This window comes from Aliiglaciecola lipolytica E3, from assembly GCF_000314975.1.
GTDB classification, from domain to species: Bacteria; Pseudomonadota; Gammaproteobacteria; order Enterobacterales; family Alteromonadaceae; genus Aliiglaciecola; species Aliiglaciecola lipolytica.
The window spans coordinates 61,930-85,840 of the sequence record NZ_BAEN01000065.1 but is presented as its reverse complement, the minus strand read 5'-3'; the positions used below and the strand labels follow the sequence as shown (position 1 = coordinate 85,840).

Sequence of the window (23,911 nt, the reverse complement as noted above, 5' to 3'; positions counted from 1 at the left end):
AAAATCACGAGGCTAAAGCCTGACCACAAAAATATATACGACCTATGTCTTATTGTTTGCTTAGTTCACCAATGCCATGCTTATGTAAACTCGACGACGGAAATAACACCTTGAAAGAGAAAACTCGCTTAAAATTGATTGGATTAGGCGCATACTTAATCAGTATGTTGGCGTTGCAACAAGTGATCATTATCCCGATTGTTGCCTTACTTTTGATACTAGTCATTTATAAGGCTAAATCTGAGATGCTGAAGTCACATGCAAAATATATTATGAGCGTTTACATAGTCGTTACCTCAGTGGTGCTAATCACTGCTAACCTCTTTCACTCCCAACAGCAAATTTACGCGGCATTGGTAGCTGTCAGTATCGCTTTCTTAATGCTGATGTATGGTGCATTACGAGTAGGCTTCTTTAGAAAACCATTACCAGGCAAATTAGCTATTTCAAACAATTAATTTGCCAATGTTTTGAATAAAATTTTCTAACGATAGCCTTCCACTAATGTTATGAATCTTTATTGGCTTTGATAAAAGTTAGTGAGGGTGCAAAAAATGCGGCGCCGGTTTCTGGTACTGTAAAATCCAATAATCGGTCGTACACACCATTTTCATCACCAAACACCATACTACTTAGCATTTGCGTAAATGGCTTTGGACTATTAGCAAGTGAAATGAAGAATAATCCTTTTACTGTCATATCCCCGTACGGCATGCTTTGGCGCAGAATTTCGATACTCTTGCCGTCGGCACCCTTCACATTTGAACGTTTAACATGAGAAAAAGCGGGTTTATCTTCACTCGCATATTCCACATTCGTTTCTTTCGTGCGGCCAATGATGTCTTCCTGGCTTTTCACTGGTAGTCGTTGCCAACGCTCCATTTGGGTTCGATAGCGTTGTATGTGTATATAACTGCCCCCAGCAAAATCGGGATCACTATCACCAACAACGGCGACTACACGTTTATGCATACCTTTGGGGTTTTCAGTTCCGTCTACAAAACCGATCAAATCTCGCCCATCTAGATAACGAAATCCTTTTACTTCTTCAAACAATTCCACATGACCTTTTAGCAATTCACACACTTCGTTACCAATTGCAAAACAGACATCTGCTCGGTCAGCACGAATTTGAATAAACAAATCACAAGGAGTCGCGGGAGCATGCCTGTCTTCACATTCCATATCTGGGAATGGAGCGAGTTCTAGTGGGATTAAACCAGGGTATAAATCCGTCCAATAGCTATTACCGACGGCGATAATTCCAGACACCATAGCTTCGTAATGTTCCTCATCATAGTGTTCGAATACATTAAGAATATGCGCTAATTTGGCACGGATCACTTGTGCATCATCGTCGATGACATTGAACATTAAATATTGCGCATGCAAGTTCGGTTCTGCGCAAATACCTTTTTGGGGTTGTGTCATATTTTTCTAATTTTTTGTTTCGTGTAAGTGCTTAAATTTATTGCTACTAGTAACCAGCAGCTTGCCCGTCTTTGCGGCTTTCAGATGCACCGAAGTATACGCCACTTTTAGTGTCTCTGAGAATAGCCTGATAACCTCCAAAGCTACCCGAAACATCTCGTAAGACATGACCTTTTTGTACAAGTGCACGTCTGGTTTTGGTGGAAAACCCGCTTTCTAGGCTTACATAACCGCCATCACTCATAATCTCTCCAGTTGGCTGGCTGGAACCGGTATGTAATATCCGCGGCGCGTCTCCGGCCTCTTGTAAATTCATCCCAAAATCAATGAGGTTGATTAGTATCTGCGCATGCATTTGCGGCTGCGTCCCGCCGCCCATAACCCCAAAACTTAACCATGGCTTACCGTTTTTCGTGACAAACGCGGGAATTATTGTATGAAACGGCCTTTTGCCAGGTTCATAAACGTTGAAATGCCCTTCTTTTAACGAAAACAATTCACCACGATCTTGTAATATAAATCCTAAACCAGTGGGTGTCATACCAGAGCCCATGCCACGGTAATTAGATTGAATGAGCGAGACCATATTACCGTCTTTATCTGCTGTCGTGAGGTAGATTGTATCTCCCTCATTGATGCCAGCATCGTAACGTTTTGCTGCCTTGTCTTGGCTCAATAATTTAAGACGTTGCTGCGCGTATTCTTTTGATATAAGCCAGTCAGTTGGAATTTGATTAAAGTCGGAGTCTGCATAATATTTAGCACGGTCTTCAAATGCTAATTTTTTCGCCTCTACAAATGTGTGGATATATTCTGGCGAATCAAATCCCATACCTTCAATATCAAATTGTTCCAGCATATTAAGTATTTGCAGCGCAGCAATACCTTGAGAGTTAGGTGGTAATTCCCATACATCGTAACCACGATAGTTAGTCGATACAGGTTCAACCCAGGTTGATGTGTGACTGGCTAGATCCTCGTAGCTTAAAAAGCCCCCCTGCTCTTTCATATAGGCTGCTATAGTGCGAGCTATATCACCTTTATAGAATGCATCACGTCCACCCGTCGCTATTTTTTCTAAGGTGGCCGCTAAATGTTGATTAACGAAAATCTCACCTTTTTTTGGCGTTGCGCCGTTTGGCATGTAAGTTTCTTTAAAACCATCAAATTTACTTAATGTCGGTACACTGCGATTCATATACCAAGCAATCAACTCACTAACCGGAAAGCCTTTTTTAGCGTATTCAATAGTCGGCGATAAAATACTGGTCATCGGTAGCGAACCAAATTTTGAATGCAACTCAAACCAGCCATCCACAGCGCCCGGCACAGAAACAGGTAAAGGACCGTGTGACGGAATTTTACTCATGCCTTGCTCTTTGAAGTATTCTAGTGAAAGCGATTTTGGTGAGCGACCTGAAGCATTTAGACCATACAATTGTTTAGTTTTAGCATCCCACACAATCGCAAATAAATCGCCACCAATTCCGTTGCCGGTTGGCTCTACTAAACCTAACATAGCGTTCGCAGCGATAGCTGCATCAATTGCGTTGCCACCTTGTTTGAGGATATCTAATCCAACTTGTGTGGCTAAAGGTTGACTAGTTGCAACCATACCATTGGTAGCGATCACTTCAGAACGTGAGGCAAATGGTTCGCCAGTAATGCGATCATAACCAAAGCTGATATGACTGAAAAAAATGCTCAAGCCTAAAACATAATGCAGTAACTTCATGTACTCACCCGTAAATCATATAGAAGTGAAAGAGCATACGCTGTACGTACATTTATTTAAAGAAAAGTGTAATAAACAGCGACCTAAATTAAGCAACGTAATTTTTTGTTTATTGAAATCTGCCAAAACCTTTAGACTAAACCATAAAAAAACCTCGCTAATTAGCGAGGTTTTTAATTCTTAATGATAACGAGAGAGCGATATTATTGATTTTATTGTTCGCTCTCCGTTATCTCCCTGAAAAACTAGTTATTAAGAACGGCCGCCGGTGAAGTCTGGATAAGCTTCCAAACCACACTCACCAAGGTCGACACCTTCAAACTCTTCTTCTTCGCTTACACGAATTCCGATGATAGCTTTCAGTATTAACCAAACTACTAAGCTAGTAACGAATACCCATACGAAGATGGTTAGTGCACCGATGATTTGACCAGAGAAAGAAGAACCTCCGTCAGCAGTCAGTGGATTAGTTACTGGAACAAGAAGAAGACCGAGTAGACCGACTACACCGTGAACAGAGATTGCACCTACTGGATCATCAATTTTCAACTTATCTAGCGCTACGATACTACCAACTACTAACAAACCACCTAATGCACCAAAAAGGGTCGCTTGCAGTGGAGTAGGCGTTGAAGGTTCAGCGGTAATAGCAACCAAACCTGCTAAAGCACCGTTAAGGGCCATAGTAAGGTCAGCTTTACCAAACAATATACGAGCAAGGATTAGCGCTGCGACTAAACCACCAGCAGCGGCTGCGTTAGTATTCATAAAAACAACGGCTACTGCGTTTGCGCTTTCAACTGAAGCGGTTGCAAGTACAGAACCACCGTTAAAGCCAAACCAACCCATCCATAAGATGAACGTACCTAGAGTCGCTAACGGTAAGTTAGCACCTGGAATCGCGTTGATTTTACCATCAGCGGTATATTTACCTTTACGAGCACCAAGAACTAATACGCCTGCAAGTGCTGCTGCAGCACCAGCCATATGTACAATACCAGAACCAGCAAAGTCAGAGAATCCAAGGTCACCTAGTGTATACATACCAAATACAGATGCACCACCCCAAGTCCAAGAACCTTCCATTGGGTAGATGAAACCAGTTAGAACAACAGCAAACGCTAGGAATGCCCATAGCTTCATACGCTCAGCTACTGCACCAGAAACGATAGACATAGCTGTTGCAACAAAGACAACTTGGAAGAAAAAGTCTGAAGAAGGAGCATAAGTAGCCGGCTCAGCTTCACCTGTTGCACCGTCACCAGTAATGCCACTTAGGAACCACGTAAAGTCATCACCACCGTACATGATTGAATAACCACACACCATATACATGATGCAGGCAATTGCGTACAAAGTAACGTTCTTAGTTAAGATTTCAGTGGTATTTTTAGCACGCACCAGACCGGCTTCCAGCATGGTAAAACCAGCAGCCATCCACATGACTAATGCGCCACAAATTAAGAAGTAAAAGGTATCTAATGCATACCCAAGTTCAAATGTTATTTCCATGATTTTCTCCTGCCCTGCTACTTAAATGGCTTCGCCGTCGGTTTCACCTGTACGGATACGTACTGCATGCTCTAAGTCATATACAAATACTTTACCGTCACCAATTTTGCCCGTTTTAGCAGCACCTACGATGGCTTCTACTAAACGTTCAACATGATCGTCTTGAACCGCAATTTCCAACTTAACTTTTGGTAAAAAGTCTACTTGGTACTCTGCACCACGGTACAATTCGGTGTGACCTTTTTGACGTCCAAAGCCTTTAACTTCAGTGACAGTCAAACCATCAATGCCAATCTCAGAAATGGCTTCGCGAACATCATCAAGCTTGAAAGGCTTAACTATCGCAGTTACTAGTTTCATTGTGTTACTCCCGGTGTTTTTAAATTTGTTTTTGTGAAACGCTCTCTTCCTAAAACAAGTCTTATGCCACTAATATAAACACATATTTTTCAATCACTTAGATTAAGAAGTAGAGATTTAACATTCATTTAACGCACTATTATAGTGCAAAACGAGTTTTTTGCACCGTTATGGTAATTGAATTGAGTTTTGAGAAAGCTGGCATCACCATGGAACTAAATTAGTCACGAACAAGTCTATTCTCCGAATCAGTTTCACAATTATAAATACTGGAACACCCCCCTTTGGATTTTGAACGACAACAAACTATTTCCCCACCAGTAGGAAGTAAATCGCTATTAAAAGTCATGTTGATATCTATCTTATTGCATGGACTGATTGGTTGGTGGTTGCTGTCTCAAGATCGTATTCGAATTGCCGAAAAAAGTGAAAATGATCACGCTGCTATAAAAGCTAAATTGATTTTTTTTCCGAAACCGAAATCACCGGAAGATTTGACTGATACAGAACAGCGCGAAGCGCCTCCAAGTATTGATGAAACAAACGAAGAAGTTGAACAAATACAACAACCAATCCTTTCAGAGCAAAAAGAACAAGTAATTGATGAGGTTATCGATAGCGCACCGCAAGAAGAACAATTAACGAAAGAGGAAACCGCTAAGGATCAATTGCCAGCAATTGATTACCCACCAATTGAAAAAACTGAGAATGCCAATCAAAAGCAGTCGAACACACCAATAATGACCTCCAGAGATCTTGCACAAAAACATTTGCAGAATTATTCAGCGCAAGCGAATCAGCGACTGGCCGAGCAAGAGGCTCAACGATATCGTCAGCAAAAGAATTCACCCGACTTGAACTTGCCAGAAATTGACCCGTTTAAAACCGAAGATGAAAAGCTTGTTGAAAGTAACACAATACGAGTTGATTGCAGCTCTACCGTGAACAAAACCCTGTTAACCGTATTACGATTTACGTCTGGTACAACAATGGATTGTAGTAAGCAATCTGACTTAGCTCCGTATATTGATAAACACGTTAAAAAGCCGCTACCAGCAGACAATCTTCGTTAATTATCTCTATTTCAGATTAATTTCCGAACAACCTTTCCCAGAAACTTTTACGCTCCTGTATTTTGGGATTTTTGGTATCACATTTTTCTGGACGTTTGGGTAGTACTTCCAGAATCGCCGGCAAACTCATACTGGTAGGGCATCCTGGCTGAGTGGCTCTGCCACTTTGCGGATTAAAGTGGGCTATCCCTAATCCTCGTGGAAAGCGTCTAACTAAAGATTTAGGCTCTTGCAATAATTGGTAATCCAAAAATAATCGCAGTGCACCGCTTGCGCCCGTTAACCCTGTACTTTTATTATCATCAGTGCCAATCCAACTCGTCACCAATACGTTCTTATCATACCCACTGAACCAGCTATCACGGTAGTCATCGGTGGTACCGGTTTTCCCTGCCATATTGATACTAGGGAATCGTCGTCTAATTTGTTTCGCTGTCCCCTCTAATGTCACTTTATGCAGTGCGTAGTTCATCAGATAAGCTACTTTTTCGTCAATAATCTGGGAAGGTGCTGAAGAAAATGAATACATGAGTTGGTTATCAGAAGACATAATAGCATTAACGGTATGTAACGGGATCTGAACTCCATTATTAGCGATTGCCTGATAAATTTGATTTACTTGAATCGGCGATAAATCTAACGCACCCAACGTCAGTGCAGGATACTGAGTTATTGGTTCTGTCACACCCAAACGTTTTAAAGTGTGGGTAATGTTATCTAAACCTAATTCCATTCCAAGACTAACTGTTGGAACATTCAGAGATTGGGTTAACGCTGTGTACAAGGGAACTTGTCCACGAAATTTTTTATCCGCATTTTGTGGCTCCCAAGTTTCGCCGCCTTCACTGGGTAATTGTATTGGGTCATCGTATAATGGCGTGGCCAAATTATATTGTTCTGGTTGCTCTAGCGCGGTTAAATAAATGGCTGGTTTAATCAACGAACCAATGGAACGCTTCGCATCTAACGCTCTATTGAAACCACTGTAGCTGGTATTTCTATCCCCAACCATTGCACGGATTTCACCGCTATTAATTTCAGTGACCACCATGGCCGCCTGTAGATTTTCTAGATTGCGTTGTTTTTCAATATTAATTAAACCACTAGAAAGTGCCGATTCGGCTTTTCTTTGGGCATTTGAATCAAGTGAAGTAAACAGTTTTACTCCAGAATCACGAATATTCGGGTTATCCAAGATGGTCCGCAATTCACGTCCTACTCTGTCCATAAACGCGGGATGTTTACCTTTAACCAGAGTCGCGCCTGTAGCGACTTGAATAGGTTTATCTAACAATTGCTCAAAGGTTGTTTTGGTAATTTTTCCATCTTCAAATAATAATCTTAATACTAGATTTCGGCGTTCAATGACGCGTTCGGGATAGCGTCTTGGATTGTAGTAAGACGGCCCTTTTATCATACCAACCAAGGTCGTCATTTCTTCCAAGTTCAATTCGTTTAAAGGTCGGTCAAAATAAAAGTAGCTGGCCAAACCAAAACCATGTACCCCTGTATTCCCATTTTGTCCTAAAAACACTTCATTGAGATAGGCTTCCATAATCTGATCTTTGCTATAACGAGCATCAATCAGAATTGACATAATGGCTTCTTTCACCTTGCGTGTTATCGATTTTTCATTGGTTAAATACATATTTTTAACCAACTGTTGCGTTAATGTACTTCCCCCTTGAACTGCACGGCCGGCGGAAATATTGGCGATGAGTGCTCTTAAGATCGAAAGCGGAGCGATGCCATGGTGCTGATAAAAATCTTTATCCTCTACCAGAATCAATGCTTCAACGAGTTCTTTAGGCACTTGCCCTAAAGACACCAACATACGATCTTCTTTGCCTTCACTTATTAAGCGAGTCACTAACCATGGCTCTAAACGAAAGCTATTTATTGGTTGGCGACTATTGAGATTAATGATGCTTGAAACGCGTCCAGCTTTAACAGTAAGTGATAACGCAGTTTCTGCTTGAAATCCGTCTGGAAAATGAAATGCTCGACGATGTACTTCAAAATGATTATTGCTGTACTGATATTCCCCTGTGCGTGACGCATTGGCAACTCGTCGATACCCCAATAAGGTCAACTCTTCGATAATTTCTTTACTCGTAATTTCTTCTTTTAACCTCAACACTAACGGCCGCGCATAAATTTGCGCAGGTACTTGCCATTTATTTCCAGAAAACTGATGCGCAATCACAGCGTCAAGGTACGCCAGATAAGCACCTGTAACGATGATAAGAACGATCGCCAACTTCCAAAAATACTTTCGGAACCAGGGCATGGGATTCAACTTTTGTGCTACAGACATGAATGAAATAGAGGATCTTGGTTAGGTTAGCTTTCAAAAGGCGAGTATATCAGTGCAACCAAAGCGGCTCAAATTTGGATCGAGAATAAAAACGGAAGCTCTTTATTACTAAAAAGCTCCCGCCAGTTATTTTAGTGGGTTTCGTCCGCGGTTTGAGTTTTCTTCGTGAACTCAGGAGATAAGTCGATCTTGAAGTTTTCAACCTTGTTACTTGTCGATACGTTTTCGCTGTTCGATGAACTGCTGTTATATAATAGAATATCTTTAAATCCGCTATTAGAGACAGGATTCGTAGCATCATTATCCATGACAAAGAACATATAATTTACCGTACCAGTGTAAAACTCACCTATAGGTATGACAAAACGTTGCAGTTGTCCGGGTTGACTATACTCAGAAGCGGTTATGCCCCAATTTTCTGTGCCATGAACTTGAAATGTTCTTCCTGGCTCTTCATTATTATCATCATCAAATCCGATGCCATGGATTTCGCCTTCATCCAAACTGATAAAATCGAATTCTAAAACAGTATCCGATTGAATTTCGTAGTTGAACGGCACTTTAATCCAACGATTACCTTGTAAAACGACTCCTTGGTTGTTAGCGCCTAAGCCCACTTGCCCCTCGCCATCTTGGTTATTTCCATAAGCAGAACCATTAACTCCAGTAAAATTAAAAAATGTGAGTGGCTCTGTAACTGTAATGTCGAAATTTTGCGTATCACTGCCGTAGATAGTTGAAACTGTTATTTGTACTGCGTGTGTTCCAAGTTGACTCTCAGTGGGTGTCCAACTCACTAGCGCATCACTACCAACTGTCATTCCTTCAGGACCAAAATCTAGATTGATACTACCTTGCCCTGACCCCGTTGCTTCTACTTTGCCATCGCTATCATAGCTGTAAGGCGCGCCATACACAGCATTGGTGTTAGGTGTTGAAACGATAACCGGAGCATCCACACTAACTAAGCACGCACCGGAATTAACCAAGGGAGCCATTTGCGACAAGCTACAGTCTGAAAACTGATCGCTACCATTAATACTGGGGTTCATTAAATAAATACCCGGCGTGGCCACACAAGCAGATCCAGATTGATTATCGTGGGGTGCACCAAAGTTGTGTCCTAACTCATGGGCCGTCACCAGAGCTGTGTTAGCCCCAAAACGTTGAGTTAGTCCAATAGCAAACTCGTTGCAGATGGCTCCCACATAAGCAATTCCGATTGTACCGCCATCGAGATCTTTTCCTGTAAATAAGTGGCTAGCTCCAGGATTATTGTAGCTATTAGTGACATAGTTACGGTAGGCCACTATCAATTCTTCTGAATCAGTAGAGGTCAAGGGGCCATTGTCAGTAAGTATACGAATCTCATTTACGCTTATTTTAACGCCCACTTGTTCTGAAAAAATGCCGTCAACTATGTTCAATTCAGCCAGCATTTCATCTGCAGGATCAACAGCACTAGTCGTTGCATATTCGACATCTGCGGTCAGCGATAACAACATTTCTTTACTTGCCAATTCACTCGTCATTTCATTCAACTGTTCAATGTAGGCATCAAAACTAAACGCGGAGTGAGAAGCATGATTTTCTAAACCGCAAGTACCGCTGTGGCTCACGTCTGAAACGCTATAAACAACCAAATTACCCGATTGGCTATTGAGCATGTTTAGCTGCCCTACATCGGCATCAATTTGATTTTTTTGAACAACGAAATACATTTCTGAACCATCAAAAAATGCCCCGGTTATAATGCCATTAAGCACACTAAATCTTGCCCAAGAGCCTGCTACATTCTCAAGTACACCTTTGTATAACTCAATATTAGGCTGTAGTGTCGACTTCAACTTTGCTGAGAGCAAGCCGGCATTTTCAGTTAATGTAAAGTTGTACTGCTGGTTTACGGTGATAAGATTCAATTTAGTCTGTAATGGCGCCTTAGCATCTTTAGAAATTTGAGACCTAGCTTCATTTAAGTTTGATATAGAGAGATCATGGAGCGGTTGAGCATTGGCTTTAAGCATACCGACTATTGAAATGACAACCAATAGAAGAGCATTCAAAAGCGACAATGGCTTCATAGAAATTTGCATTATTACTACCTCATTAAAAGAGCGAAATGGGCGAGTGATGGCGTTCACGCAATTTATAGTATCGTCGATTATCTAGGCATCACTAGAATGTTTTTCAAAAAACAAGGTAACTAGATGAAATAATGCACAAAATAGTTTCAAGTTTAGTACACACACTTACATATATTTTTTAACACGGGTAGTAGCCTGAGCAGTTGCGGGATTATCGGGCCAGAAATGCTTCGGATATCGACCTTTCATTTCTTTTTGAATTTGCCCATAACTTCCCTGCCAGAACCCCGCTAAGTCTTGGGTTTTTTGCAAAGCTCTACCGGCAGGCGATAATAAGGTTAAGGTCACTGGGATTTGACCATTGGCGATACGAGGTGAGTCTTGATAACCATACATATGCTGCATTTTCACCTGCATTTCAACTTGGCCATCGGCAGAATATACTAATTTGCATGCCTGCCCGGCAGCATCTTTGATCTTGGTGGGATAAAAATTATTAAGGTGGGTTTGTTGCTCCCAACTTAAACGACTGTTAAATATGTTAGCCCAATCGAGTTTCTGCAACTGATTTAGGCTAACAACCCCATTTAAATATGGAACTAGCCATTCGTTTAATTCTTGCAATAAAGCAGATTCAGAAAAATCGGGCCAACCATCAACTTCAAGTCTAGCAGCCAATCTTAGCCGATATATATGTGTCCAAACCACATCATTCCAGTTAAACAAGGAAAGCCCCTGCTGTTGAATTTGAGCAACGATAATTGATTGACAATGAGCCATGTCAGATGCTTCGATTTGTTTTTCTTGTAATTTAATTTCACCAAAAGTTTTTATCTGTCGAGCAACGACTTTGTTAAGCGATGAAGACCAACTATATTCGTTTTGAGTTAACATATGTGAGTCAAACAACGCATGAACCAAACTTTCTTCAATCGGCTCAGCCAAACGAATAAAAGCATCAGCATGCTCACTTACTGTGAGTTTGGGCACAACAATCCAATCACTTTTCGCTTCTGTATAGATATCGCCAAAATGTGAGTAAGTAGCACCAGTACCATTCACTAACTGATAACTACCATTATCTCGAAGCCGAGCAATGCGATCAGGAAACGCGATACAAAGTAGCTTCCCTAGTACGCTATTCTCAATGTTTAATTTTTTTCCATTGCAATCGCAACCTAAGCGCTTTGCCCATCGCTTTGCCTGTGTCCAAATTGGATGATTTAGCTGAGTTAACAAGTAACCCAGGTGTTGGTGTACTAGGGTTTGCTGTTTTAGCTCTGTAATTGCACGGTATTCAAGCATTGCAACCAATAAACAAGCTAGAGATTGTTGAACATGATCGCTATTTTGACTTACTACCAACATCCTGGCTAAACGCGGATGACATCCATAATTATTTAACGCTTTACCTAAAGTCGTCAGTTTATCGTTCGCGTCAATCGCGCCTAATAATGTTAACCCCCACTTTGCATATTCAAGCTGAGCACGGCTGGGTTTGTCTAATAACGGCAACTCAGTAAGTTCACTACCCCATACTTTCGCTTCTAAATAAAAGCCACTGATGTCGGTTTCTAGTATTTGCGGAGGGCGATGAGAGATCAAACGTTGCTGCGTATCATTTGACCATAATCGATAACAATTGCCCGGTGATAAACGCCCGGCACGACCCGCTCGCTGAGTAGCCGATGCTTTAGAAATTTGTTTGGTGGTAAGTTGTTCAAGGCGTTTTTGCCAATTAAAAGAGGCAACATTTTCCAGACCAGAATCGATCACGACTTTTATACCATCAATGGTTAAGCTGGTTTCAGCAATATTGGTTGCCAACACAATTTTGCGTGTATTTGATTGGGCTGGTTGAATAGCAAGTCGCTGTTGTTGTTTATCCAGTTGTCCAAATAATGTGTGGGTTTTTACGCTGCTATCCAAACGCTGTAAACACAGTTGCTGAGTCGCTAAAATCTGTTTTGCACCGGGTAAAAACACTAAAATATCACCTTCGTGAGCATCTAGTGCCTCTTCAATGACGGCAATGGCTTGGTGAGCGAGGGATAACTTTTTGTGTTGTGGCCTATATTGTATTTCTACGGGATAACTCCGACCAAGACTTTCAAGTTGATGTGCATTTGGCAATAACTTAGAGACCGCTGAAGCATCTAAAGTCGCAGACATTATTAATAGTCGCAGGTCATCACGCAGCGCACTTTGAACATCTAAGCACAAGGCTAACGCAAAATCAGCATGTACGTTACGCTCGTGAAATTCATCAAAAATAATTAGCCCAACGCCACTCAATTCCGGATCTTTTTGCAGCATTCGAGTGAGTAAGCCTTCTGTCACTATCTCCAAACGTGTGTGATCACTTACTTTCGACTCACCACGCATTCGATAACCTACTGTTTGGCCCACGTTCTCACCAAGTTGCTCCGCCAAATACCGTGCAATTGACGTTACGGCAATTTGTCTAGGCTGCAACATCACTAATTTTTGTTGGGCAAATTTACTGTGTTCCAGCAATTTTAACGGCAAATAGGTAGACTTGCCCGCTCCAGGCGGCGCGATTAAAATCACGTCTTTTTCTACAATGTTTTTTTCTAATGCTGGCCAGCAACTTTCTACAGGTAACACGCGGTCAAACCAAAATTCCTCTATAATCAACACATTCTATCGTTGCTGGAGTTTCAATGCGCTACTTTTTAGGGTTTGATTTAGATCCTCAGACAAAAATTGCGATCGATGATTGGCGTAACAAAGCGTTACCTAGATTTGAACAGAATGTCCCTGCTAAAAATTTTCATATTACCAGTGTGTTTTTGGGTCAGGTCACCGAACAGCAATTGGATCAACTTTGTTCAAAGATTGAAAATACGGAATTCAGGCCATTTGAACTGCATTTCGATAATATGGGTTACTGGTCGAAACCTAAAATACTGTGGCTAGGTGCTGACCACGTACCTGACCCCATGTTGCATATCAGTAAGCGCTTAACTGAATTCGCACAACAAGTCGGTTTGAACATTCCTGTACGAGAATATTTTCCACACATTACATTGGTAAGAAAGGCTCAAAATAATCCTCCAGCACCGATACTAACGCCGGATTTCAAAATTCATCTAGATCAACTACATTTGTTCGAATCTGTGAGTGGTAGGACTGGCGTGCAATATCCCATTCGGCAAAGTTGGCCATTAATTCGATCCATACGTCCAAGATAAACTTTTATCTAATTCCAATAAGTGCTTTACCTTTTCACTCATGGCACAGCACAATAGAAGAAATAGATTAAGTTCGACAAAATAAGAGAAGTTTAGACATGCAACAAACCTTTAGATTGGTAATCGATTGCCCAGATCAAGTTGGATTGGTGGCTGCAGTAAGTCAGTTTTTAGCCGATCAGCAAGCCACTATTGTAGAAGCTAGCCATCATACAGACGCTAAACTTGGTCGTTTTTTTATGCGCCATGAGATAAAAACAGATACGTTGAAGCTCACTCTGGATAAGTTCAAAGAAGCCTTTGAACCCATCGCCAAGCAATTTGCTATGCAATGGAAAATATCTGACTCCCTACAAAAACAAAAAGTGGCATTGTTAGCAAGCCACGAATCTCATTGTTTAATTGATATTTTACATCGATGGCATAGCGGCGAACTCGATTGCGAAATTCCATGCATTATCGGAAATCATCCGCAAATGAAACAATTTGCAGACTGGTATCGAGTGCCGTTTCACTGGGTAGATTTTAAAAACCAAGATAAAAAAGTTGCCTTCTCTCAAATCGAAGCACTGTTGGAGGAGTATCAGGCTGATCTCACGGTACTTGCGCGCTTCATGCAAATATTACCTGATAACTTGTGTCAAAAATTGGCCGGCAAAGCGATTAATATACATCATAGTTTTCTACCCTCTTTTGCAGGTGCTAAACCTTATCAACAAGCCTACGATCGTGGTGTAAAACTGATAGGGGCAACGTGTCACTATGTGACTAAAGATTTAGACGAAGGGCCAATTATCGAACAAGAGGTGATTCGCATTAGTCACAGTGATTCTGCAGAAGACATGGTTCGAAAAGGTAAGAACTGTGAAAAAGCAGCATTAGCTAACGGTGTCAGATACCATTTACAAGACAGAGTAATTATCCACAAAAATAAAACGGTTGTATTTGCGTGAGTATAGGGTCTTAGCATGTCTATTTATCTAGTACGCCACGGTGAAACAGATGGCAATCGCAATAGAGTGGTGCAGACACCGGAAACACCGCTATCTGCACAAGGTCATCAACAGTCGAGTGAATTGGCAGATGCCTACCAACACCTGCCAATTTCACGGATTTTATGTAGCGACCATACGCGTACTCAACAAACCGCAGAACCTATTCATCAACGCTTAGGTTGTGAACTGGTACTGTCGGAGCTATTACAGGAACGCAACTTAGGTGATTTAAGAGGAAGCCCTTGGAAGCAAATAAAATTTGACTTTTTAGCACCTGATTATCAACCACAGAATGGCGAAAGCTTTCAGCAATTTGGAGAGCGAGTTGAACGTGCTTGGCAACACATTGTTGAGCACGCAGCAGCCACACCAGACAGTTTAATGGTCATAACTCACGGACTTGTACTCAAGTATATTTTAATCGAAATATTGAATATCGATGAAGCCCGTTTGACGCAATCTGGGATCGAAAATACCTGTGTCACGAAAATGGATAAAAGCGATTTTGAAAATATAGAAATGTTATGCGATATCAGCCATTTACGCCACAAGACTGTCGCCGGAGCTGCGGTTTAAAAACTAGCTTAACTTAGAAAAATGCTGAATAGTTAACGTTAACTTTGTTATCAATTAAGCCGCGGTCAAACATACCACCAAATTCACCTGTTGCTTCCCAATGATGGCTACTCAAGGCAATATCAACCTGATGATCATTGCGAATACCTTTGAAACGACTGCTCACCATATAAATTTTGCTTTGTGGTAAATTAATGTCTAAGCCTTGAGAAGTGGTAAATTCAGGTGCAGACTGCAATATTAATCCCGCGCTAACACTCATTTTATGATTTATCGTAAAACGTGGTAAAAGCGAATAACGTTTCAGACTAATTTTTTGATCGTTAATTCCCCATTGAAGTTTGCCTCTTGCATAACTCACTCCGCCTTCCAGCGCTAAACTTTTATTCAGCGGTTGAACAAAAGAAAGTTCATACTCACGATGACGACACCCGTCAAACTTGATGCGTGATTTATTAAACTCAATCGAAGTGGATTCAGGCATTACCCCTTTTAACCAGTTAACTCCTTTAGAAACAACGTATTCTTCTGCTTGGCAGTAGCTACCAATTAGTGTCATCAATAAACATAAATACTTGAACATGGCGGTTAACTCGTTCGGGTTATTTAACTTGATTAAATAATACCCAACAAATTGCACTTATAAGGTACGTACACCAATAGTAGGTATATTAATAAATACGTTTTGTCGTAGTTATTTTTATATAAACAACAATATTTCAATTGCTTAATAGGAATTAAACGATACACAAATACATTCAAAATATTTTGCAATCAAGTATTTGTTCATCAACTTCAATAGAGTTACACCTGAATTACAATTTAAGGTTTTGCTTTCAGCATGTAATGGTTTCTAGACGCTATTAATCAGCAGATTAACGTTTGCCACTTGTAGTTTCGACACCAAAGATTAGTATAAGCTCGCAATGCCTAGCATAAGGCATACATTCAAACTTATAAAATGACAGAACAATCTCATTAAGAATTGGTAAAAATTAAATGAAAAAATTTGCCCTAACAGTGACAAGCGCAATGTTAATTGCAGCATTGAGTGGCTGTTCTCAGAACGCCCCTACAACTGAAACGAAAGATAAATCGGCCATGGCTGAAAAGGTGCAGCAAGAAACCAACCCGTTACTTGCTGAATATTCAGGTCCATATGGCGGTGTGCCCGCTTTCGACAAAATGGATTTATCGCTACTTGTTCCAGCCCTTGAAAAAGGAATGGAAATCAACCTTGCTGAAGTCGAAGATATTGTCAATAACCCTGAACCTGCAACCTTTGAAAACACCATAGTACCGTTAGAAAAATCTGGTGCTGAATTAGGCCGAGTATTCACTTACTGGGGAATTTGGAGTTCAAATAAAAACAGTCCGGAATTTCGTGAGATACAAGCTGAGATGGTCCCAAAAATCTCAGCCTTTAGTTCGAAAATAAATCAAAATGAAAAACTTTTTGCACGTGTAAAAGCGGTTTATGAAGGTGACGAATTTAAAACGCTGAATTCAGAACAGCAACGTGTTACTTGGTTAACATACAATGGATTCGCTCGTAATGGCGCAACGTTAGAAGGTGAAGCTAAGAAGCGATATGCAGAAATCAACCAAGAGGTGGCAAGTTTACAAACCAAGTTTGCCAACAACGTATTGGCTGATGGAGAAAACTATGTGTTGTATATCACCGAAGAGCAACTTTCGGGTTTACCCGAGTCATTTGTTATTGGTGCAGCTTCTGCCGCAGAACAACGCGGTGAAGAAGGCAAATATGCTATCACCAATACTCGCTCTTCTATGGATCCGTTTTTAACATACTCTGACGAACGTGAACTTCGCCAAAAAGTATGGGAAACCTACTATAGTCGCGGTAACAATGCTGATGAGTTTGATAATAATGAGTTAATTAAACAAATTTTGAAGTTACGGCATGAGCGTGTGCAGTTGCTTGGCTACGATAATTATTCGCAGTGGCGACTTGAAGATCGCATGGCTAAAAACCCTGAAAATGCAATGGAGTTAATGCAGAAAGTATGGCCAGCGGCCATTGCTCGTGTTGAAGAAGAAGTAAAAGATATGCAAGCAGTCGCGGATGCCGAAGGCGCAGACATTACAATAGAGCCTTGGGATTATCGCTATTACGCTGAAAAAGTACGTAAGCAAAAGTACAACTTAGATTCTGATCAAGTTAAGCAATATCTCCAGTTAGATAAGCTTCGCGAAGCGATGTTTTACGTGGCAGGCCGCCTATTTAACTTTGAGTTCACGCCAGTAGAAGAAGGTAAAGTACCGGTATTTCACCCTGATGTGAAAGTGTGGGAAGTGACCGACTTAACAACAGGTGAACACATAGGTTTGTGGTATTTAGATCCGTTCTCTCGAAAAGGTAAACGTTCTGGTGCTTGGGCAACGACCTATCGCAGTTACACTACGTATGATGGCAAGAAAACAGTACTGTCTTCAAACAATTCTAACTTTGTGAAAGGCCCTGAAGGCGAGCCAACGTTAATATCTTGGGATGACGCAGAAACATACTTCCATGAATTTGGTCATGCGTTGCACTTCTTATCAGCAAAAGTGGCTTACCCAACATCACATTCAGGTGTACGTGATTACACTGAGTTCCAATCTCAATTGCTAGAACGTTGGTTAACCACCGACGAAGTAATTAACAACTATTTGGTGCACTACAAAACTGGCGAACCTATTCCTCAAGAATTAGTGGCTAAAATCAAAAAAGCCTCAACCTTCAACGAAGGCTTTAAGACAACGGAATACATGGCGTCTGCAATCATGGATTTGCTGTACCATACAACCGATCCGGCAGTTATCGATCCACAAAAGTTTGAAAAAGCTGAATTGACAAAACTAGGTATGCCTGAAGAAATGGTAATGCGTCACCGCAGTACGCAATTTGGTCACATATTTAGCAGCGAAGGATACGCATCAAGCTATTACGGTTATATGTGGGCTGAAGTACTCACTTCTGATGCGGCAGAAGCTTTTGCTGAAGCGCCGGGTGGTTTTTATGATGAAGAGTTGAGTAAAAAGCTAGTGAAACATTTATTTGCTATTCGCAATGCAATGGATCCAGCTGAAGCGTATCGATTATTCAGAGGCAGAGATGCTAACGTTGAAGCATTAATGCGTGACCGAGGCTTTCCGGTCAAATAAGCGCTAAGATAAAATAAGCGATACACAATATAATGAATAAAATAGCACTTTTTAAGTGCTATTTTTTTAGCTAATCAAAATGCAAATAAGTTAACTATGAGAGTGTTTTTTAGAGGATTTAAAAATACCAACCCAAAGTGCAATTTCTAGTAATAAGCCCAAAGCAATAAATGCAATTGCACCTATTACACTCCCCACAAAATAACACAACAACGCTAAGCAAAATAACGCAGATAATAAGAGATATTTAGCTGTTTTTGTCATACACACCTCTGTTTACATTAAGGACATTTTGTTGAAACTTGATCTTTTTCACAAGGATAGCAGCTCCCTCTAGACTTTCCTTGATATTGCTTGCAGATCAAGCCAGTTTCTTGGTCAATTAGAAACGACGCGTTTTCAGTCTGGTAATAATAATGTTCAAACAATGCCCCTTGATCTTCAAATTGCCACTGCTCAGAAGGCTCTCCTTTAGCGACGAGCAAATCCTCTTGATTGCTAATGTAATCCAGATCATTTGCGAGGGAAAGCTGTCTCGATTGAAATACGATTATTATCAGCATGGCTAAACGGTAAACATTCTTCTGTCTCTGCACTTTAGTAACCCATTATCTTTAGCGCTAAGTATGGCGATATGATGAAGACCAATGTCATGACTTTATAGATGCTTAAGAAATTAAAATACATAGGCGCAAGTTTTGATTTATCTACCGTCAGAAGCTTGCTATGCAGCGACATTATCGCGTTTGGGAAAAACATCAAAACGAATGTCGCCAATAACAAATAAGCAATGTTGATCAACGCTGCCCATCCCAGAAGTTCAGTCAATTGTTGGAGTGTCATAACAGATGCCTTTTCCCAAAATTACATCTGTTAGAATACAGGTTTGTCGCGTTTTCCGCGAGAGATTGGCTCAAAGGGAGTGAAAATAAAGGAGAAAAGCTGTACACCTTTCCCCCTTAAATTGCGGGTTAAAAACGCTGTATAGCCCAGTTTAATGCGATTAAACCAATTGCCAACGAACCAAACTTTAACACCAGTAAACGATAAAGTTGGTAGTGTCTACAAACAAAAAACAGTGGAATGACAATACCCAAAATGGCCAACTGCCCTAATTCCACGCCGAGATTAAATGCCAGTATGGACAACACCTGATGTTGCGCTGACAATCCCAATTCTGATAATACGCTGGCAAAGCCCATACCGTGAATTAAGCCAAAACCAAAGGTTATCCATCCCAACTTAATAATTATCGGTTTTAAATTATTAAGTGCGGTTAATAATACCGAGATGGCTATTCCAAACTCTACCCATCGACTACTTGGTGAAATCCAATTCATTGCTGTAGCAGTAAGGGTAATAGAATGCGCCAAAGTAAAGGCGGTTACGATCCACGCTGCTGACTTAAGTACACCAGATAACTTGGGGCGCGAGTGCCATTTTCCATCGTCACGATAAAGTACACAGCTCATCATCAATACAACTAAAAACAAAATGTGATCTAAACCAATAAATATGTGCACAATACCTTGATATACATAGGTTACAAAAGTATCAAAAGCATGGCTTTGGTTGGCTGCAAATTCTAATCGTTGACTGTCGAGGTCAATGACTCCACTGATTAATTCAGAGGTTGATTGCCCAAATCCTGTCACGTTTACCAAAAGTTTGTGGTCTGCATCTTCGCTAAAAACCGCACTATATTGAATAGCTAGGGGTTGCTGTGAAATATCACCTTTGCACTCAGCTTGAAGATTAGCTACTAAATAACCTTCATCAAAATGCATGTCGGTTTGCAGCGTGGGCGAGATTGAAATGGCGCACGGATTTTGACCAGAGGAAATGATAAATTGCGACAGCAAATATGCTTCAATTTGTGCTTGCCTCTCAGTGACTTCTCGCCATAAAAGTTGTCCATCGAGATTTTTATCTAAACCTACACTTCTTTCCAAATCAAAAAGCCTAACTTGTAATTGTCCATCTAGCTTATTCGATTGAGATTCAGAAACGTTAAGACTTAAATAACCAGTGCTCAACTGATGTCCATGAGCCGCCGGAAGTAAACTGAAACAGACAATGAAACAAATAAATAATATGGTTAATACACGTTTCATTTGCCCGCTCCTTCAGCTTGTTCATATTGGGCGCGAGCTTGTTGTAGCAAACGCAAATCTTCATCCATCTTAGCTTGTTGATAATTTCGCTGAGCCCACTTAAGCGCTAGCGCTGGTTGAGGCTCGATCCATAAGTAAAACCGAGTGATATCTGCAGCATGAAAATTGTCTTTTCGAGCGATTCGTTGTTCTATCCGTTGTTTGGATAAATAGACCCAATCAGTCTTGGTATTACTATGTGCACCTAAATTTTTTTGTGCAATCGCTAAGCGAATAAGTAGCGCGTCATCTTTAAATGCTGATGCCGCAACGATGGGCTGCAATGTATCAATGACATTGCTGAAATTACTTTGCGCAATCTGAATATCTGCCCACAGCACAATATAACTAAGCGGTTTTTCTGTTAAATTGTCACTAGATAACCAGCCCTGTGCTTCCTCATATTGCTGTAGACGCAACGCCATATCTGCGGCTAATTGTTCAAACCATAATTGCGCAGATATATCGGCGTCTTTGCTTTGTTCGTTCACGACGAAATAATCTGCGGAAAATTGACGCTTAAGCAAGCGATATCGTTCAGCTAGATTATCCTGTTGATAACTGGATACTTCTAACGAACAAACTGTAGCAAGCGCTAATGCGCTATTGCCAATTAGTTGTTTACATGCATTTAACGCATCATCATGTTGTTGCTGAATCAAATGAAGATTTGCCTTAAGTAACCAAGCACTAGGATAATCGTACTGTAGTTTTATGGCTTGGTTTAGATCTGCTATTGCTTCCTCAAATTTATGTTCATGCTGTGCTATGCGCGCTTTCAAATAAAAATATTCGCTACTTTCGGCAGAACGCTGAGGCAGACCGTTAAAAGCTTGTGTTGCCATTGAAAAGTGTAAGCTTCCATTGCCTGGATATTGTGCCTGCTGCAAATGAAAACGCACTTTTTGTAAGTTTGAACCTGTTGACGGCATTGCCGAATAGGTGGGCCAGCTCGCCACGACTTCATTTGCACTTGGACTTGATGGCTTTGCATTCACGTAAACGATTTGCGTGAAAAATAACAAACAACCAAGTGCAGTTAAACGTATTATTGAGCTGAAGTGCATAGTTGAGCGACCTATAAATAATTATTTTAAAAGACCTGAAGATTAACGTTTTTCAGGCCAATTACGAATGTGTTAGGTAAAAGTGCCATCCGTGGCAAAGCGTATGGCATTGTGGTTAGACAATGCTTTGGATTGCTCCGTCTGCTATGGATTATCGATTAGATCATCATAAGCATCTGGAGAAGTCACGTCCTGTGTAAACTCTCTACCATTGGTTGGAAGCGGCTCGTCAGTTTCTTGTTGAGCGAACGCTGCTCGGCTATAACTAGCAAAACTGACTACTTGTGCTTCGATGGTAATATTCACCGTCGCGACCATAGATTTTGCTTCGCCGTCTGAGGCTCTGAACTCAAAGCTATCCATCCCTGTAACGGTTGGATTCGGGGTATAGGTAAATTGCCCGTCAGACTCTAGCGTAAGCATGCCCAGCGTAGGTTCGGTTACCAATATATAGCTCAAGCTTTGTCCATCGGCGTCCGTCGCTGTGACCTGATCCATAATGGCAATACCAGCTTGTGTTGTTAAGTCTTCAGAGATTGCTACTGGTGTTGTATTACCTTTGGGAGCGTCATCATCGTCTCCCCAATTACAACCACTCAAAAGCACGCCTGTAGACACAGCTAATAAAGATGTTTTAAGCATATGAATATTCATTATTAGCTCCTTACTCTGAGCCAGGTAATGGCATCGCTAAATAAGGGAACGAAGTCATCATCATGCTGGCATCCAATGGTGCACCGTCGGTAAATGGCACGTTACCAACACTTGCATCTTCTGGAGTACATAACCCTAAGTCAGTATCTTCGCCTGCAACAGGCACCGGATAACACAAGCGCCCCATCACTACACGTAATGCAATATCAACTACATCATCACCTGGTCTGCGACCATTTGGGAACCCTGCTAAATCATCACCGGCTACACCAAACGCAGATTGTTGATCAGCAGATACAGCAGCAATGCCAGTATTTAAACGTAACATTTCAGATGCAGTCACATTAGCTAACTGGTTCACACCTGGGAAACCTGTTAAAAACGCAGTTACTAAGTCCGTTCTTGGGAAATTAGTAGGAGCAAGCGTTTCAATAGACGTACCCAATGTAGTGTTCACGGCATCTTTGAATAAAATATTCAATAATTCTGGTAATGTAGGATGAGTTACATAATCAGCAAATTGACCATCATCTTTCGGATGCGCAGTAGAAAACTTGTCTTTATCTGCTAAACCAATCACTAGCTCATTAACCAAAGGGTTACCTAAGCGAGATACTTGCGTTAGAGCGCCACCGTTAACTTCAGTGTTAGCAAAACTCGCATCTGGATTCAAAATACGTGCTTGCGGTAAACTCGCGGTAGTCCACGCACCTACACTGCCATTACCCGAGCCAGTAATACATGCTTTAGGTACTTCAATGGCAATAGATGTAACGTTTTTATCCATTAAGTCATCATTAGCATCGTCTTGGGTAATTCCCCCTGGAAAACCAGAACCATCGTCAGCACCCGGAGCACTATCACCTTCAACAGGCACATAGTTCACCAAGTCAAAAGTTTTACCTAAGTTAACCACAAATGGGTCTTTACGTTGTCCAACAAATACCTTAGCCATCTGTTCACAATTCGCAATAGACGCACTATAGATAAAGCTGTCAGCGTATTCTGAATAAGTGGCTGCATCGGTAAAGGTTTTGTTACCAATATAGTCTAGCGGTTTAGCAAATGTGTCCGTACCTGCATCAGCATTGGTAACGACACTTGCAGTACCAGTGCTTTGTGCACCAGATACCATAGTAACGGTATAGCTTTCGCTAAAGTTTGCAGCAGTTTGATTTGAGGCGCTGATCGGGCCAATATTTTTAAGTGGTACACCAACAGCCTTTTGCTCACCTTCAGCGCCAACCATTAAAGCAGCACCTTGGTTGTCGTTAGGTAATGAAGACGTGAAACGAAATTGGAACGTTATATCTTCAACGGCATCACCATCGTTATCGATATGGATGCTATAAACAGCATGAGGGTCCATTGCAAAATAGTTAGGTCCGCCATAGGCATCTTGAAGGGGAATGTAATTAGCAATCAAAGTAACATAATCTCCTCGACCATCTTCGTAACTATTAAATGCATAGAAGTCGGTCGAGTCTACTGTTGGAAATCGAGTCACATTTGGTGCTTCTCGGTGACTCGAAGCTAGAACACTGTGGCTGACCATAGCGGTGGCGATAATA

At 41.1% G+C, this 23,911-nt stretch carries 21 protein-coding genes; 6 read left to right on the top strand and 15 right to left on the bottom strand.

The window, feature by feature from the left end; all coding sequences use genetic code 11:
* The first annotated feature begins 110 nt into the window (after positions 1-110).
* On the top strand, positions 111-458 hold the full coding sequence (locus tag GLIP_RS16570; protein ID WP_008845828.1) for a hypothetical protein: 348 nt from the start codon (positions 111-113) through the stop codon (positions 456-458).
* A gap of 49 nt (positions 459-507) precedes the next feature.
* Here GLIP_RS16570 and GLIP_RS16565 read toward each other — a convergent pair whose 3' ends face one another.
* The 4 genes from GLIP_RS16565 to glnK form a co-directional block, all read right to left on the bottom strand.
* Entirely contained in the window at positions 508-1,431 is a 924-nt protein-coding gene (locus tag GLIP_RS16565; RefSeq protein WP_008845827.1) for a Dyp-type peroxidase, read from the bottom strand.
* Positions 1,432-1,477: 46 nt separating this feature from the next.
* Positions 1,478-3,166 carry a gamma-glutamyltransferase gene (gene ggt, locus GLIP_RS16560; RefSeq protein ID WP_008845826.1) on the bottom strand — a complete coding sequence of 563 codons (1,689 nt, stop codon included), beginning with the start codon at positions 3,164-3,166 and terminating at the stop codon, positions 1,478-1,480.
* 252 nt (positions 3,167-3,418) lie between these two features.
* Positions 3,419-4,678, bottom strand: coding sequence for an ammonium transporter (locus tag GLIP_RS16550; RefSeq protein WP_008845824.1), 1,260 nt, complete (start codon positions 4,676-4,678; stop codon positions 3,419-3,421).
* Positions 4,679-4,699: 21 nt separating this feature from the next.
* On the bottom strand, positions 4,700-5,038 hold the full coding sequence (gene glnK / locus GLIP_RS16545; protein ID WP_008845823.1) for a P-II family nitrogen regulator: 339 nt from the start codon (positions 5,036-5,038) through the stop codon (positions 4,700-4,702).
* A 284-nt stretch (positions 5,039-5,322) separates the two neighbouring features.
* Here glnK and GLIP_RS16540 point away from each other — a divergent pair, with 284 nt between their 5' ends.
* The gene (locus GLIP_RS16540) at positions 5,323-6,111 is read left to right on the top strand and encodes a hypothetical protein (RefSeq protein WP_008845822.1); all 789 of its coding nucleotides are present in this window, start codon (positions 5,323-5,325) and stop codon (positions 6,109-6,111) included.
* 16 nt (positions 6,112-6,127) lie between these two features.
* On the opposite strand, the gene mrcB is transcribed toward GLIP_RS16540, so the two are convergent.
* From mrcB to hrpB, 3 genes are all read right to left on the bottom strand, one after another.
* A complete protein-coding gene (mrcB, locus tag GLIP_RS16535) occupies positions 6,128-8,428 on the bottom strand; it encodes a penicillin-binding protein 1B (protein WP_008845821.1) in 2,301 nt (766 codons plus the stop codon).
* A 131-nt stretch (positions 8,429-8,559) separates the two neighbouring features.
* Positions 8,560-10,521, bottom strand: coding sequence for a M12 family metallo-peptidase (locus GLIP_RS16530; RefSeq protein WP_008845820.1), 1,962 nt, complete (start codon positions 10,519-10,521; stop codon positions 8,560-8,562).
* Positions 10,522-10,677: 156 nt separating this feature from the next.
* Entirely contained in the window at positions 10,678-13,173 is a 2,496-nt protein-coding gene (gene hrpB, locus GLIP_RS16525) for an ATP-dependent helicase HrpB (RefSeq protein WP_008845819.1), read from the bottom strand.
* Between the two features lie 23 nt (positions 13,174-13,196).
* Between hrpB and thpR the strand changes: the two genes are divergently transcribed.
* The 3 genes from thpR (at position 13,197) to GLIP_RS16510 (ending at position 15,298) form a co-directional block, all read left to right on the top strand.
* Positions 13,197-13,727: an RNA 2',3'-cyclic phosphodiesterase gene (thpR, locus tag GLIP_RS16520; protein ID WP_008845818.1), complete on the top strand. Its 531-nt coding sequence runs from the start codon at positions 13,197-13,199 to the stop codon at positions 13,725-13,727.
* A 98-nt stretch (positions 13,728-13,825) separates the two neighbouring features.
* A complete protein-coding gene (gene purU / locus GLIP_RS16515; RefSeq protein WP_008845817.1) occupies positions 13,826-14,680 on the top strand; it encodes a formyltetrahydrofolate deformylase in 855 nt (284 codons plus the stop codon).
* 15 nt (positions 14,681-14,695) lie between these two features.
* Positions 14,696-15,298 (top strand): histidine phosphatase family protein, encoded by a 603-nt coding sequence (locus tag GLIP_RS16510; RefSeq protein ID WP_008845816.1) that lies wholly within the window; start codon positions 14,696-14,698, stop codon positions 15,296-15,298.
* Between the two features lie 13 nt (positions 15,299-15,311).
* Here the strand turns inward: GLIP_RS16510 and GLIP_RS16505 are convergent, their stop codons facing one another.
* Positions 15,312-15,881: a hypothetical protein gene (locus GLIP_RS16505; RefSeq protein WP_008845815.1), complete on the bottom strand. Its 570-nt coding sequence runs from the start codon at positions 15,879-15,881 to the stop codon at positions 15,312-15,314.
* 416 nt (positions 15,882-16,297) lie between these two features.
* Here GLIP_RS16505 and GLIP_RS16500 point away from each other — a divergent pair, with 416 nt between their 5' ends.
* A complete protein-coding gene (locus GLIP_RS16500) occupies positions 16,298-18,466 on the top strand; it encodes a M3 family metallopeptidase (RefSeq protein ID WP_008845814.1) in 2,169 nt (722 codons plus the stop codon).
* Between the two features lie 90 nt (positions 18,467-18,556).
* On the opposite strand, the gene GLIP_RS22165 is transcribed toward GLIP_RS16500, so the two are convergent.
* The 7 genes from GLIP_RS22165 to GLIP_RS16470 form a co-directional block, all read right to left on the bottom strand.
* Positions 18,557-18,730, bottom strand: coding sequence for a hypothetical protein (locus GLIP_RS22165; RefSeq protein WP_008845813.1), 174 nt, complete (start codon positions 18,728-18,730; stop codon positions 18,557-18,559).
* 17 nt (positions 18,731-18,747) lie between these two features.
* The gene (locus tag GLIP_RS16495) at positions 18,748-19,062 is read right to left on the bottom strand and encodes a hypothetical protein (RefSeq protein ID WP_040523314.1); all 315 of its coding nucleotides are present in this window, start codon (positions 19,060-19,062) and stop codon (positions 18,748-18,750) included.
* A 1-nt stretch (position 19,063) separates the two neighbouring features.
* On the bottom strand, positions 19,064-19,309 hold the full coding sequence (locus GLIP_RS16490; protein WP_040523312.1) for a DUF6868 family protein: 246 nt from the start codon (positions 19,307-19,309) through the stop codon (positions 19,064-19,066).
* 128 nt (positions 19,310-19,437) lie between these two features.
* On the bottom strand, positions 19,438-20,580 hold the full coding sequence (locus GLIP_RS16485) for a HupE/UreJ family protein (protein ID WP_008845810.1): 1,143 nt from the start codon (positions 20,578-20,580) through the stop codon (positions 19,438-19,440).
* Positions 20,577-21,686 (bottom strand): tetratricopeptide repeat protein, encoded by a 1,110-nt coding sequence (locus GLIP_RS16480; RefSeq protein WP_008845809.1) that lies wholly within the window; start codon positions 21,684-21,686, stop codon positions 20,577-20,579. The genes GLIP_RS16485 and GLIP_RS16480 overlap by 4 nt, the downstream gene beginning before the upstream one ends.
* A 144-nt stretch (positions 21,687-21,830) precedes the next feature.
* Positions 21,831-22,340, bottom strand: a complete 510-nt coding sequence (locus tag GLIP_RS16475; RefSeq protein WP_008845808.1) for an Ig-like domain-containing protein — start codon at positions 22,338-22,340, stop codon at positions 21,831-21,833.
* Between the two features lie 10 nt (positions 22,341-22,350).
* A complete protein-coding gene (locus GLIP_RS16470; protein WP_226992241.1) occupies positions 22,351-23,895 on the bottom strand; it encodes a DUF4331 domain-containing protein in 1,545 nt (514 codons plus the stop codon).
* Positions 23,896-23,911: the final 16 nt, after the last annotated feature.